The following is a 13,359-nucleotide window of genomic DNA, read 5'->3' as shown; positions in this document are numbered from 1 at the left end:
CTTCGCTGCTCGACCTCATGCCGCCGCCGCTCGGCGACGGAATCATCGACGAGGACGCGGCCTACGCCGCCTTCGCCGGATGGGCCGAGGGTCGCGGCCTTCCGCTGTATCCGGCGCAGGAGGAGGCGATGATCGAAATCGTCTCGGGCGCGAACCTGATCCTGTCCACCCCCACGGGCACCGGGAAGTCGCTGGTCGCGGTCGGCGCGCACGCCGCCGCGCTGTCGCAGGGCCGGCGCAGCTGGTACACGGCCCCGATCAAAGCGCTGGTCAGCGAGAAGTTCTTCGCGCTGGTGGACGTCTTCGGTGCAGCCAACGTCGGGATGGTGACCGGCGACTCCTCCGTGAACGCCGACGCGCCGATCATCTGCTGCACCGCGGAGATCCTGGCGAACCTGGCACTGCGCCACGGACCGGAGACCCCGGTGGACCAGGTCGTGATGGACGAGTTCCACTTCTACGCGGATCCCGATCGGGGCTGGGCCTGGCAGGTCCCCCTCCTGACCCTGCCGCACACGCAGTTCGTGCTGATGTCGGCGACGCTCGGCGACGTCACGGCGCTCGCCACGGACCTCACCCGACGGACGGGCCGCGAGACCGCACGCGTCACCGGGGTCGAACGCCCGGTGCCACTGCACTACGCGTACGAGCTGGAGCCGATCCACGACTCCATCGACGTGCTGCTGCACTCGGACCAGGCGCCGATCTACATCGTCCACTTCTCGCAGCTCGCCGCCCTGGAGCGGGCGCAGGCGCTGGCGAGCGCGCAGGTCGCCACGCGGGAGCAGCGGGACCGGATCGCGGAGTCGATCGGCGGCTTCCGCTTCACAACGGCGTTCGGCCGCACGCTCAGCCGGCTGCTGCGACTCGGCATCGGCGTGCACCACGCCGGCATGCTGCCGAAGTACCGGCGCCTGGTCGAGCAGCTCGCCCAGCAGGGCCTGCTTCGGGTGATCTGCGGCACCGACACCCTGGGCGTCGGCATCAACGTGCCGATCCGCACCGTGCTGCTGAGCGCGCTGACAAAGTACGACGGCACCCGGATGCGGCACCTGACGGCGCGGGAGTTCCACCAGGTCGCGGGGCGCGCAGGCCGCGCCGGCTACGACACCGCTGGGACCGTGGTCGTGCAGGCGCCGGAGCACGAGTCCGAGAACCGCAAGGCGCTCGCGAAGATGGGCGACGATCCGAAGAAGCGGCGCAAGTGGGTGTCCAAGAAGGCGCCCGCCGGGTTCGTATCGTGGGGCGAGGCGAGCTTCAGGAAGCTCGTCGCCGCCGAACCCGAGACGCTGACCTCGCACATGCAGGTCACGAGCGCGATGCTGCTGAACGTGATCGCCCGCGGCGGCGACGTCTACGGACACGTCCACGCCCTGGTGTTCGACAACCACGAGCCGTGGCGGCGGCAGCTGCAGCTCGCCCGCCGCGCGCTCGGCATCTACCGCACCCTGCGCGCCGCCGGCGTCGTCGAGCAGTCCGAGTTACACCCGGACGGGAGCGTCGTGATCCGGCTCACCATCGACCTGCAGCCGAACTTCGCGCTCAACCAGCCGCTCTCCCCCTTCGCGCTGGCGGCGTTCGAGCTCCTCGATCCCGACTCCCCCACCTTCGCACTCGACGTGATCTCGGTCCTGGAGTCGACGCTGGACGACCCCCGGCCGATCCTGTCCCAGCAGCAGTTCCGAGCCCGCGGCGAGGCCATCGCAGCGATGAAGGCGGAGGGGATCGAGTACGAGGAGCGGATGGAACTGCTCGAGCAGGTCACCCATCCGCAGCCTCTGAAGGAGCTGCTCGACGCCGCGTTCGAGACCTACGCCGCCTCCCAGCCGTGGGTCCGTGACTTCGCGCTCTCCCCCAAGTCGGTCGTGCGCGACATGGTCGAGCGCGCGATGACCTTCGGCGAGTACTGCGCGCTCTACAAGCTCTCGCGGTCGGAGGGGCTGGTGCTGCGCTACCTGTCCGACGCCTTCCGCGCCGCCCGGCAGACCATCCCGGACGAGATCAAGAACGAGGAACTGCAGGATCTCATCGAGTGGCTCGGCGAGCTGGTGCGCCAGGTCGACTCCTCCCTCGTCGACGAGTGGGAGGAGCTGCAGAACCCGGCACTGCACGACGCGACCGTGCTTGATCCGGGCGGAGCGATCGCGCCTCCCGCCCCGCGCCGGCTGACGGCGAACGTCCGAGCCTTCCGAATAATGGTGCGCAACGAGCTGTTCCGGCGGGTGCAGTTCGCCGCGCTGGAGAACTGGGCGGCACTCGGCGAGCTGGACGGGTCGGCCGGCTTCGACGCCGACGCGTGGGCCGAGGCGATGGACCCGTACTGGGCCGAGCACGATCGTCTCGGCACCGGCCCGGACGCCCGCGGCCCGGCGATGCTGCTGGTCACCGAGTCGCCGACGGAGTGGCGGGTCCGCCAGATCTTCGACGACCCGGCGGGCGACCACGACTGGGGTATCAGCGCCACCGTCGACCTCGCCGAATCCGACGAGGCGGGCGAGGCGGTCGTGCGGGTCATCGCCGTGGGAACCACGCAGCCCTTGCCCTAGACCCTGCTCGACGCTCCGTGCGGACACGCAGGGCGAGTTCGTGCGCGCCGCCGAGCCGACCGCCGGCGCGCACGGACGCGCCTCGTGAGGTCGCTCTCGGGCCGCCCGATCTCTCAGCAAATCTTGAGATCGACAGCTGGCACTCGACCGTCTGGAGTGCTAACTTTCTGCGCGTTGAGCGATATCGACTCAACTCCAACACTCGAGGAAGGACGACACCATGGCTATGAACTTCGACCCGTTCCGTGAGCTGGACCGCGTCGCGTCCGCGCTTCTCGACAGCCGGCAGGGTCCGCAGTTGATGCCGATGGACCTGTACCGCGACGGCGACACCTACGTGCTCAGCGCCGACCTGCCCGGCATCGATCCGGGCTCGGTCGACATCGACGTCGACGGCCAGCTGCTCACCCTCCGAGCCGAGCGCACGATGCGCGGAGCGGAGGGCGTGAAGTGGCTCGCGCAGGAGCGGCGCGGAGGCAGCTTCCTCCGTCAGCTCAGCCTCGGGCAGGGCATCGACACCGAACGGATCGCCGCGACGTACGAGAACGGTGTCCTCACGGTCACGATCCCCGTCAGCGAGCGGGCGAAGCCGCGCAAGGTGCAGGTGAGCGCCGGCGCACCGCAGCACGCGGTCGAAGCCTGACGAGCGCCCGACACGAGGAGGCTCCGGTGCGATGCGCACCGGAGCCTCCTCTTCCACACTCCGCGTCGAGGTCGATGCATCGAACAGGGAGGAACGCACCCAGCACGAGGAACACACCGTGATATCGCTGCGTCGAGCGCTGCGCGGAGGAATGGCGGGAGTGACGGCGACATCCGTCATGACGGCGTACCTCATCTGTCTTGAACGAATCGGCGTCATGAGGGGGCAGCCTCCGCGCATGATCATCGATCGCTTGGCGCCGGGGTTGCCGGACGACACGGCGAACGCAGTGGCGGCAGTGACGCACGCCGCCTACGGAGCAGTGACCGGAGCGGTGTTCGCGCAACTGGTCTGGCGGCGGTCGCATGCGCCTGTGCTCGGCCTGGCATACGGCCTGCTCGTCTGGGCCATCGGGCACGAGGGCTGGGTGCCCGCCGTCGGCGTGCTGCCGCCCGCACACCGCGACCGTCCGGGACGAGTCGGCACCATGGTGACCGCGCATCTGCTCTTCGGCTATGTACTCGGCCGCCAACTCCGTCACCCATGAGCGGTCATCGCCACCGATCGACCGCGACCGTAGCTGCGGGCAGCGACAACGACCTGCCGACAACGTCGCCCTGATCCACTTGCCAGGTGGTATCAGTTCCCGCGGGCCTATGAGCAGTCGCGCTCGGCTACTTGATCGGCTCAACCTCGCCATGGCCGACGAGCTTCGTTATGTTCGGCTTGCCGGGCTTCAGCACTTGCAGGGAGCTGCACTTCGCGAGCTGGCGGACGAGTGCCGCCTTCTCAGCAGGGTCGACCGGAAGGTTCCAGCGGTATTTCACCCCGATCCACGCCTTGACATAGATGCACTTGTTCGTCGGCGGTAGCCACTCGGCGGGGTCACCAGCAAGCTTCAGCCGGTTCAGGCTCGACGTCACTGCCTGAAGGTCCCACTTGTAGTCGATGTCGTTGCCGAATGCGATCTGCCTTCTGTGCGACCAGGCGTCGGCGCCGGAGTACCACGCCTCGGCCAGAGGGACGAGGTGGTCGATCTCGAGCGTGCCGCGGTCGTCGGTGTACCTGTTGTCGTAGAGCGATCTCCACCTGCCGCCGTAGATCGCGCAGGACGAAGAGATCCGGGCGATGTGGATCGCATCGCGCTTCAGGACCTCGCGACGCGTGTAGCAGCCGTCGCCGTCTGCGTCGTAATCGTTGTCGTAGGAGAAGTGGGCACGGCTAGCGTCTGTGTAGTCGTGATAGTGGTTCTCGGCTCGGACCGCAAGCTTCGAGAGCAGGGTCTTCGCGGACACATATGCCGAATCCGCGGTGGCGGGGACGGATACCGCGCGGACAGCAACGACCTGCTTGACCGCGGCGTCAGCAGGCGCACCGATGCCGCCGCCGAGCGCGCCGACGAGTCCAAGGGCGGCGACCACGGACGTGAACTTCCTTGAGATCATTTTCAGCTGTCCTTAAGTAAGGAGCGGCGTCGAGGACGGGCGTGGGTGCGCTCGTCGAACCTCGACGCGATTCGGGATTCGTCACCGTGACAGGTCCGCGCACCCTCCACGAGCCCCCCGATCGAGGTACGCGGTCTTGAGTAGGCCGCTCACCGCACCTCGAGCATGACGAATTCGTACAATTCGAAGAAAGAAATAGACGGAAGCGAAGTCCGCGATCTGTAGGGCGGACGGGACTTGAACCCGTGACCGACGGATTATGAGTCCGCTGCTCTAACCGGCTGAGCTACCGCCCCGCAGTCACCCTATCCGCGGGACCACGAGGCTCCGGAGCGGGGCACGGCCGCGGTCCGTAGCATTTCGGCGTGACCGATCTCACCCTCCACCGTCCCGGCGCGATCCTCTCCTACGACGTCACCGGGCCCGGCGTGCTGCGGCCGATACTCGTTGCCGCGCACGGCCTGACCTCCAGCCGCGCGAACGAAGACGCATCCGGCATCTTCGACTGGTCACCCGTGATCGCCTCTGGGCGCACCGTGGCGCGCTTCGATGCGCGCGGGCACGGCGCCTCCACCGGGCGAGCGCAGCCCGAGGACTGGCATTGGCCCGAGCTTGCGGCGGACCTGCTCGCGGTCGTCGACGCCGTCAGTCCGGATCAGCCCGTCGATGGGCTCGGCGTCTCGATGGGGGCCGGCACGCTGCTATGGGCCGCTGTGCTGCATCCCGAGCGGTTCCGCCGGCTGGTGCTGGTCATCCCGCCGACGGCGTGGGGCACGCGCGCTGCCCAGGCCGCCCTCTACGAGCAGAGCGCCGCGTTCATCGAGGAACGGGGTATGGAGGCGTGGATCCGCGCCATGGTGGCCCTGCCGCAGCACCCGATCCTGGAAGCCGGCGGTTGGCCGCGCGGGCCGGACGCCGACGCGGCCGAGGATCTGCTGCCCACGGTGTTCCGGGGTGCGGCCGGCACCGATGTGCCGGGCGAGGACGAGGTCGCGGCGCTGAAGCACGAAGTACTGCTGCTGCCGTGGGCGGAGGATCCGGGTCACCCGGTCAGCACCGCGGAGCGCCTGGCCGAACTGCTGCCGAACGCGCGGCTGGAGGTGGCGACGACGCCCGACGACATCCGTAGATGGGGCGCGCGGATCGCGGCCTTCCTCGAACACTGAGGGGCGGAGCCGAACTCGCCAGGAGTACCGCGCGAGGTACGGGGATGCCCGGGAGAGACGGGCGCGGGCCGGCCGGAGACAGGAACTCCGGACGGCCGCGCACCCGGACTCAGTCGGACAGGTGCAGCACCGACACCGACGCGGATGGAACGTGCTCGACGCCGAGCTCGACTAGCCGCGGGCGTGCGCCCGGACCGAGCAGACCGGCCACGCGCCCCAGCCCTGATGCTTCAGCACCTTCTCCGCGATGCGGATCTGCTTGGACTTGCTCGCGTTGGAGGCGAGGCCCGATCCGCCGTACGCGTGCCAGGTCCTCGCACTGAACTGCAGGCCGCCGTAGTAGCCGTTGTGGGTGTTGATGTGCCAGCGGCCGCCGCTCTCGCACTTGGCGACGCGCTCCCACGTCGACACCGACGCGGCGTTCGCCGGGGTAGCCGTGAGGCCGACTCCCGCAGCCGCCAAGCCGATGATCGTGATTGCGCCCGTGACACGGGATCTCAGGATTGTTCTCATCGCGCATGCTCCGGGGCCCACCCCGGCGCTCGTTCCGTCCCCGGAAATCAGTGCACCGCTGCCCGCCCATGACTGTTTGGGGTCAAAGTCGACGGTGTCTGCAGGTGGGCAGCGGAGGGTGGAGCAGCACCGGGCATGAGCCCGCGGGAGGGTGATGCGGCGCCGGCTTCCTGTCCCGGACCGCCCCGCGGACCTGGGAACAGTAGGGGTAACCCGACAAGCGCATCAAACGGGGAGGTTTGCGGGGCGTGTCGTCCAGAGCACGGTCGGCCCGCTCCCCCGATCCGTCCCGGCGACAGCCAGGAATCAGCGCAGGTGATTCGCCAGTCGGAGGCGCTCGGCGACCACCCGGATCGCCGCGGCACGCTCCAGCCGGGCGAATCCCTGATCGGAGTTCGCTTTCTTCGTCAGTGCAGCCACGATCGTCGGCACGTCGGCGGGTACGATGTCGAGCAGCAGATCACCACCCGCTGCGACGAACCGGGTGGCCCGCTGCCCCACCGGCACCGTCCGCACCGCGGCGGCGCCCCCCACATCGTCGGAGATCACGACCCCGGTGAAGCCGAGCCGCTGCCGGAGCAACCCCGTGACGATCCGGTGCGAGAACAGCGCCGGTCGGCCGGGATCGAGCCGTTCGTAGACGGCGCTCGACACCATCACCATGCGGGACCCGGCGGCCATGCCCGATCGGAACGGGCGGAGCGACGTGGAGCGGGCGGTCGTCGTGGTGTCGACGACCCGGGTTGTCGTGTCGGTGTTCGCGCCGACGCAGCCGAGGCCCGGGAAGTGCTTGACGCTCGTCGCTACTCCGGCATCGCCGAGCCCGCGCACCACCGCGGCGACGGAGCGGGCCGCCCCGTCGATGGATCGGCCGTAGTTGCGATGGAGGTCGCCGACGGGCGGATTGTGCGCGGCATGGGCGGCGCACGGCACATCGGCGACCGGAGCGAGATCGACCGTGACCCCTGCCTTCCGCAATGCGGCACCCCACCGATGGGCGTCGTGCCGTAACCGGGCCGGCGAGCGAGTCGACTGGGCCACGGCGCTCGGGATCGCCGGAAACCCGGGCCCGCGCAGCACCTGCACCTCCCCGCCCTCCTGGTCGGTCGCGACCAGCAGTGGCAGGTGCGCGGGTGCCGCGGCCTGCACCGCCGCGACCGCGGACCCGACCGCCTTCGTGCCGGCATCGCTGCGCCCCCGCACCATCACGCCACCCAGGTGGTAACGGACAACAAGAGGACGCAGGCTGCGGAACTGCGCGACCGTCGCCGCAGTCATCACCAGCTGCCCGGCGACCTGGCGAGTCGACATCGCATCGACCAGCGCCGTCGCCGCGACCTGCGCCCGATCGACCGGGGTCGGCGCCGGAGCGGAGGCGGAGGCGGAGGCGGAGGCGGGCACGGACGTAGAGGCAGAGGCGGAGGGCCGTGCCGACGCCGCGGGACGCGCCGGGTCCGACGACTGGGAAGGAACCGCGGCACACCCTCCGAGCATCACCGCAGCAGCCAGCACGATCGCGACCGCGCCGCCGCGAGGCCGCCCGGTCAGTCGCTGATCGCGCTCTTGGCGCGCCTGGCCAGGGACCGGAACTGCTCCCGCAGCTTGCTGCTGAGGGGCGGCACGTCCGTGTCGGGATCTTCGACCGGCTCGCCCCGGTACAGCTGCTCGAAGACGGTGATGGTCGTGTCGATGTCGTGGGGCTCCAGCAGGCGCAGCGACGCCCGCTGCATCACCACGAGGTCGTCGTGGGGCAGGCGCAGCACCCGCTCCAGCCGGTCCGCGAGCGCGGCGACATCGCGGGGCGGGAACAGGTAGCCGTTCTCGCCGTCCTTCACCAGGTGCGGCAACGCCATCGCGTCAGCGGCGACAACCGGGAGCCCGGAGGCCATCCCCTCCATCGTCGCGATCGACTGCAGTTCGGCGGTGGAGGGCATCGCGAACACGGTCGCGCGGGTCAACAGATCGCGCAACTGCTCGTCGCTGATCCGGCCCGGAAAGTGCACCCGGTCCTGGATGCCGAGCGTGCGAGCCAGCCGCTCCAGGGTAGCTCGCTGGTCGCCGTCGCCCACGATGTCGAGCTGCGCGTCCAACTCCGTCGGCAGCAGCGCCACCGCCTCGAGCAGATCGGGCAGCATCTTCTCGCCGGTCACGCGACCGCAGAACACGATGCGCCGGTCGGACTTGACCTCGAAGTCGGGCCGGTAGTCGCTCATCCGGATGCCGCACGAGATGGCGCGCACGTCGGTCAGGCCCGTGCGCGACTTCAGGTAGTCCGCGGCGCGACGCGTCGGCGTGGTCAGCGCGGCGGCCCGCCGGTAGAGCCTGGCCGCGTCCAGCCAGGCCAATCGGGTGGCCAGCGGCCAGATGAACTTGGGCAGCGGCGTGTGCTCGATCAGGTTCTCGGGCATGAAGTGGTTCGTCGCGATGAGCCGGATGCCCCGTCGCTTCGCGACGGTCGACAGGCCGCGGCCGATGACCATGTGCGACTGCATGTGCACGACATCCGGCCGCACCTGCCGCGCGATGCGGTCGGAGTTCGGGGTGATCGCCCACGGGTAGACGGCCCGCAGCCAGTCGTGCAACGGCCACTTGAAGCTCGCGAGGCGATGCACCGTGAGGGTCTGGCCCAGGTGCTGCTCGCGGAACGCACCCGGCGGCCCGTCGTGGGTCTGGGCGACGATGTGCACGTCGTGGCCGCGACCGGCCAGGCCCGCAGCCAGCCGGACGGAGAAGGAGGCGGCGCCGTTCACGTCGGGCGGGAAGGTGTCTCCACCCATCAGCACCGTGAGGCGCGCAGGGACCCGGTCAGCAGCAGGCCCAGTGGACAACGTGTCGCTGATCGCAGCTACCCCTTCGCGGGTGTCGGACCCGCGGCGGGAAGGATGCCCGACCGCGATCGATCTCGACGGTAGCGCATCGCTCCTACGGCCCCTGGAGCGCACCGGGGTGCGGCGCGCCTGCATGTTGCTGTGCCTGCGGATGGTGTCGCGCCATCTGGAACACGCCGAACACGGCGATCACGCCGCATCCCACGAAGGCGAACGGCGCCCAGATCGGTGCTTGCGCCGCCTCCCCCAGCACGATGATGCCGATGCCGACGGCGACGATCGGGTCGACCACGGTCAATCCGGCCATCACCAGGTCGGGTGGCCCGACCGAGTAGGCGGTCTGCACGAAGTACGCGCCGCCCGCGCCGGCGATCAGCAGGCCGGCGGTGCAGAAGACGGTCAGCCAGTCGTACTGGGCCTGCTCGATGCGGCGGATGATCACGAGCGCCAACGTCGCGACGAAGCCGTACTGCACTCCGGCGCCGATGATGAAGGCGACCGGCAGCATCCGCTTGCGGAACCGCACGAACAGCGCCGCGAAGACGAGCACGACGACCGCGAGCAGGATCAGGATCACGATCAGGTTCTGGTCGGTGATCTCGGGGTCGGTCGCCGTCAGCGCGGCGATCGTGACGAACAGGCCGACACCGAAGACGCACAGGAGGATGGCGCGGATCGACTTGGGGTTCAGGCGGCTCTTGGTGATCCGCGCGTTGTTCACGGCGGTGATGACGAGCCCGATCGCACCCAGGGGCTGCACGACGATCAACGGAGCGATGCTGACGCTGATCAGTTGCAGCACGATCGCGGCTCCGATGAGCGCCGTTCCGATCAGCCAGGACGGCCGCCTCAGCAGGGCGAGCAGCTGACTGATGGTCAGCCCGCTGCTGTACTCGGAGCGCTCCTCGACCTTGGTGACGCCGCGGTGCTGGTACTGCGCACCGAGACTCAGGAAGACGGCGCCGACCAGTGCGATGGGGATGCCGATCGCCTGCGCCGGATTCAGCTTCGGCGTGTGCAGCGCGAACAGCGTGATCGCGGTCAGCACCGGCGCACTCTATCTCAGCGCTGCGCCCTGCCCCGTCGGTACGCTGGTACGCGCCGCCCCGACCGTGTCGATCCGGCGAGCGACCCCGACGAAAGGCCGCCTGCGCGCATGACGGTGCTGCCCATCCGCATCACGGGCGACCCCGTGCTGCACTCCGCAGCGCGGCCGGTGACGGAGTTCGACGACGCCCTGCGCACCCTCGTCACCGACCTGTTCGAGACGATGGACGCGGCGCCCGGCGTGGGTCTTGCGGCGCCGCAGGTCGGGGTACCGCTGCGCCTCTTCGTCTACGGGTACGCACACGACCCGGGCGGACCGCAGCGCGGCGTGGCGATCAATCCCGAGCTGTGGCTCAGCCCGTCGACGACCGACGAGCTGGACGAGGACGCGGAGTCGGAGGGGTGCTTATCCGTGCCCGGGGAACGCTTCCCGCTGCGCCGGGCGGAGCGGGCGATGCTCCGCGCGGTCGATCTGGATCAGCGGCCCGTGCAGGTGGATGCGCAGGGATGGTTCGCCCGCATCCTGCAGCACGAGTACGACCACCTGGACGGCCGCCTCTACGTCGACCGGCTCGACCTGGTGCAGGAGCGCCGCGCCCGCAAGGCGATCGTCGCCCGCAAGTGGGGCAAGGCCGGGCTCAGCTGGACGCCGGGCGTCGACGACGTGGAGGCGTGACAGGGTGCTCGAGTGCTGGGCGTCAGGCCGCCGGCAGTCAGCCGCTACGCCCGAACGCCGAGGTCGACGCCGTGCACCCCGTTGTGGAACCGCAGCGTGGGGAAGGTCGCCGCGATGGTGAAGCCGACGCCCGGCACCTCGGTGGCGGTCAGTGTGCCTCCGAACACCTCGGTCCGGGCCCGCATCTCGGCGATGCCCGGTCCGGTGATCTCTTGGGTGAGCGCGTGCAGATCGTCGTCGACGCCGTAGGCGAGTTCGGCGGCGGTCTGCTGCTCGGACAGCCCACGGCGCTGCACCGCGTTCCGGAACCCGTTGTCGTCCACCCGCAGCGCCAGACCCTGGGCCGTCCAGGTGAAGGTGACGCGCACCTCCGTACCGTCTCCGCCGTACTTGAGTGAGTTGCTGAGCGCCTCCTGCAGGATGCGGTAGACGCCGAGCTCGGCCGCCGCGTTCAACGCGTAGGGCTCGCCGGTCTCCTGGAACGCGATGCGCAGGCCCGCGTCGCGCATCACTCGGAACAGGTCGCGGGTGGACTTGAGACGCGGCTGCGGAGCGACGTCCGCCTCGCTCTCACGCACCAGGGTCATCACGCGCCGCATGTCGGCCAGGGTGCTGCGGCCGGAGTCGGCGATCGCGCCGGCCGCGCGGGCGGCGGCACCGGGATCGTTCACGGCGGCGTAGCGCGCCCCGTCGGCCTGGGCGATCATCGTGGAGACCTGGTGCACCGCGACGTCGTGCAGCTCGCGGATGATCCGCAGCCGCCCGCTCTGCTCGGCGACCGACAGTTCCAACTGTGCGACCGTGGAGTCGGACGCCGCCCGATCGCGCCGCAGCCGCCGATAGTGCCGCTGCGCGACCAGCCACAGCACGAGGAAGAGCGCGGTGAGCACGGCCAGGCCGATCACGGCGGCGGTGAGGACGGTCGTGGCGCCCGGGCCGCCCTGTGCACCCATGCGCCGAAGTCTAGAACGCCGCCGCGCGAGGCCCTCGAACTGCCGGTATCGGTGGTATCGGCGGGTCACCACTCGGCTCGGTAGCGTTCGGTGGCCGCCTGCCGACGAGGACCTGCGGTTTCGTGGTGCGGACGGTGCCCCAGATGGATCGCCATTCTTGGGTGCCGTCGGGGTGGAGTGTGAGGTCCCAGCAGCCGTCGTCCTTGATCTGATGGTGGGTTCGGCAGAGGCAGGAGAGGTTGTCCAGCATGGTGGGTCCGCCGTGCTCACGTCGGATGGTGTAGTCCACGTCGCAAGTCCCGGCGGAGTGGCTGCAGCCGGGCGCCCGGCAGGTCCCGTCCCGGAGGGTCAACCAGCGCCGCCACGCGGTCGGGATCCGTTCGGCGTGCGCATCCATTCCGGTGAGCCCACCGGTGGCGGGGTCGGTGAACACGCGTGTCCAGTACCCGGCGTCGCCCGCGTGCCGCATCGCGGTCTCGATATCGATCGGCCCGTACCCGGCGACCTCGGCCGGCTCAGCCGACTTCCCGAGCACCGACAGGGCGGGGAGGACGATCAGACAGGTCGCCGTCACCGCCTTCCGTTGCGGAACCCGCAGGTCCTCACCCGGTCGCGGGTCGGTCTGCAAGCCACCCAGGAGCAGGTCCACGGCGACGTCATGACGCAGCGCCCCCAGGTGCCGGTCCTCGTCCGGGTCCCCGTGCGCGGCGACCGCGGTCTGGGTGAGGCCGTCGTAGATGGATGCGATCGCCGGGGAGGGTCCGACGATGGAGAGCATCGCCTGCCCATCCCGCAGTGGTGTCACCGCCACGTGCCGGGCCCGCGCCGAACAGCGCGCCCGCTCCACCGCAGTGTCGGCCTGCAGGCGCTCCCGCAACCGGGGCAGTTCCCGGGCCAGGCGGCCCGTCGTCGACGACCCGACCAGTCCGGCGGCGTGCTGATCGAACTCGGCCAGGTGCGTCGGGTCGAGGCCGACTGACTCCCGGAACACGGTCTCCACCGACCGCCACCCGCAGTCCCCTCCGCGGAAGGCGGCCCAGGTGAGTGGCAGCGTTCCTCGAGCATGACGGGCGTTCTGCAGCAGGTTCTCCACCGTCCGCGGATCCACCAGCAGACAAGCACCGGCCTCGACCGTGAACCCACGCGTGAGGACCGACGCGGTCAGGACGGGGTCACCGACCGCGTCGTGTTCCGCGTGGATGGCATCCATCGACAGCAGCAGCGCCTCGAACCGGCGAGCCTCCGACACATGACTCCACCGCGTCGTCTTCCGCAGCCGGATCAGGGCCTCATCCGTCGCCGCCGCGGTCCCGAGCTCGATCGGCGGATCCAGCAGATCGTCGTCCGGGTCCGGCGGATCCCACGCCTCCAGCGGGAGGGACTGCAGGAACTCGTCATCGACATCCGGATCGAACCACTCATCGGGTCCCCCCGACTCCATCGCAGCGAGCCAACTCTCGAACACGACACCACCCAACACCACACCACCGACACCCGATCGATACAGGCTCGGACGACGTGGGGGGCCCGCGCTACACTTTC

At 69.9% G+C, this 13,359-nt stretch carries 12 protein-coding genes and 1 tRNA gene; 5 read left to right on the top strand and 8 right to left on the bottom strand.

Annotated features, from left to right (window positions below; genetic code table 11):
• The first annotated feature begins 17 nt into the window (after positions 1 to 17).
• The 3 genes from ACFE7H_RS08055 to ACFE7H_RS08045 all read left to right on the top strand — a co-directional run bounded on the left by ACFE7H_RS08055 (position 18) and on the right by ACFE7H_RS08045 (position 3,736).
• On the top strand, positions 18 to 2,546 hold the full coding sequence (locus tag ACFE7H_RS08055) for a DEAD/DEAH box helicase (RefSeq protein WP_375400709.1): 2,529 nt from the start codon (positions 18 to 20) through the stop codon (positions 2,544 to 2,546).
• A gap of 220 nt (positions 2,547 to 2,766) precedes the next feature.
• A complete protein-coding gene (locus ACFE7H_RS08050; protein WP_375400708.1) occupies positions 2,767 to 3,189 on the top strand; it encodes an Hsp20/alpha crystallin family protein in 423 nt (140 codons plus the stop codon).
• A gap of 238 nt (positions 3,190 to 3,427) precedes the next feature.
• Positions 3,428 to 3,736 (top strand): hypothetical protein, encoded by a 309-nt coding sequence (locus tag ACFE7H_RS08045; RefSeq protein ID WP_375400707.1) that lies wholly within the window; start codon positions 3,428 to 3,430, stop codon positions 3,734 to 3,736.
• A gap of 127 nt (positions 3,737 to 3,863) precedes the next feature.
• On the opposite strand, the gene ACFE7H_RS08040 is transcribed toward ACFE7H_RS08045, so the two are convergent.
• A complete protein-coding gene (locus tag ACFE7H_RS08040; RefSeq protein ID WP_375400706.1) occupies positions 3,864 to 4,634 on the bottom strand; it encodes an HNH endonuclease family protein in 771 nt (256 codons plus the stop codon).
• Positions 4,635 to 4,856: 222 nt separating this feature from the next.
• Positions 4,857 to 4,930: transfer RNA gene (locus tag ACFE7H_RS08035), tRNA-Ile, on the bottom strand.
• A 69-nt stretch (positions 4,931 to 4,999) separates the two neighbouring features.
• Between ACFE7H_RS08035 and ACFE7H_RS08030 the strand changes: the two genes are divergently transcribed.
• Positions 5,000 to 5,800: an alpha/beta fold hydrolase gene (locus ACFE7H_RS08030; protein WP_375400705.1), complete on the top strand. Its 801-nt coding sequence runs from the start codon at positions 5,000 to 5,002 to the stop codon at positions 5,798 to 5,800.
• A gap of 171 nt (positions 5,801 to 5,971) precedes the next feature.
• On the opposite strand, the gene ACFE7H_RS08025 is transcribed toward ACFE7H_RS08030, so the two are convergent.
• The 4 genes from ACFE7H_RS08025 to ACFE7H_RS08010 all read right to left on the bottom strand — a co-directional run bounded on the left by ACFE7H_RS08025 (position 5,972) and on the right by ACFE7H_RS08010 (position 10,189).
• Entirely contained in the window at positions 5,972 to 6,313 is a 342-nt protein-coding gene (locus ACFE7H_RS08025) for a transglycosylase family protein (protein WP_375400704.1), read from the bottom strand.
• Between the two features lie 306 nt (positions 6,314 to 6,619).
• Positions 6,620 to 7,714 carry a glycoside hydrolase family 3 N-terminal domain-containing protein gene (locus ACFE7H_RS08020; RefSeq protein ID WP_375400703.1) on the bottom strand — a complete coding sequence of 365 codons (1,095 nt, stop codon included), beginning with the start codon at positions 7,712 to 7,714 and terminating at the stop codon, positions 6,620 to 6,622.
• A gap of 143 nt (positions 7,715 to 7,857) precedes the next feature.
• A complete protein-coding gene (locus ACFE7H_RS08015; protein WP_375400702.1) occupies positions 7,858 to 9,090 on the bottom strand; it encodes a glycosyltransferase in 1,233 nt (410 codons plus the stop codon).
• Between the two features lie 145 nt (positions 9,091 to 9,235).
• Entirely contained in the window at positions 9,236 to 10,189 is a 954-nt protein-coding gene (locus ACFE7H_RS08010; protein ID WP_375400701.1) for a DMT family transporter, read from the bottom strand.
• 108 nt (positions 10,190 to 10,297) lie between these two features.
• On the opposite strand from ACFE7H_RS08010, the gene def reads away from it, so the two are divergent.
• Entirely contained in the window at positions 10,298 to 10,864 is a 567-nt protein-coding gene (def, locus tag ACFE7H_RS08005) for a peptide deformylase (protein ID WP_375400700.1), read from the top strand.
• Between the two features lie 44 nt (positions 10,865 to 10,908).
• On the opposite strand, the gene ACFE7H_RS08000 is transcribed toward def, so the two are convergent.
• Together ACFE7H_RS08000 and ACFE7H_RS07995 are read right to left on the bottom strand one after the other, a co-directional pair.
• Positions 10,909 to 11,817 (bottom strand): sensor histidine kinase, encoded by a 909-nt coding sequence (locus ACFE7H_RS08000; RefSeq protein ID WP_375400699.1) that lies wholly within the window; start codon positions 11,815 to 11,817, stop codon positions 10,909 to 10,911.
• 10 nt (positions 11,818 to 11,827) lie between these two features.
• Positions 11,828 to 13,282: a hypothetical protein gene (locus ACFE7H_RS07995; protein ID WP_375400698.1), complete on the bottom strand. Its 1,455-nt coding sequence runs from the start codon at positions 13,280 to 13,282 to the stop codon at positions 11,828 to 11,830.
• Between the last annotated feature and the right edge of the window lie 77 nt (positions 13,283 to 13,359).

Source organism: uncultured Amnibacterium sp. (assembly GCF_964250715.1).
Lineage (GTDB): Bacteria > Actinomycetota > Actinomycetes > Actinomycetales > Microbacteriaceae > Amnibacterium.
Note: the sequence above shows the minus strand (reverse complement) of the source record. Positions and strands in the feature narration are given on the sequence as shown.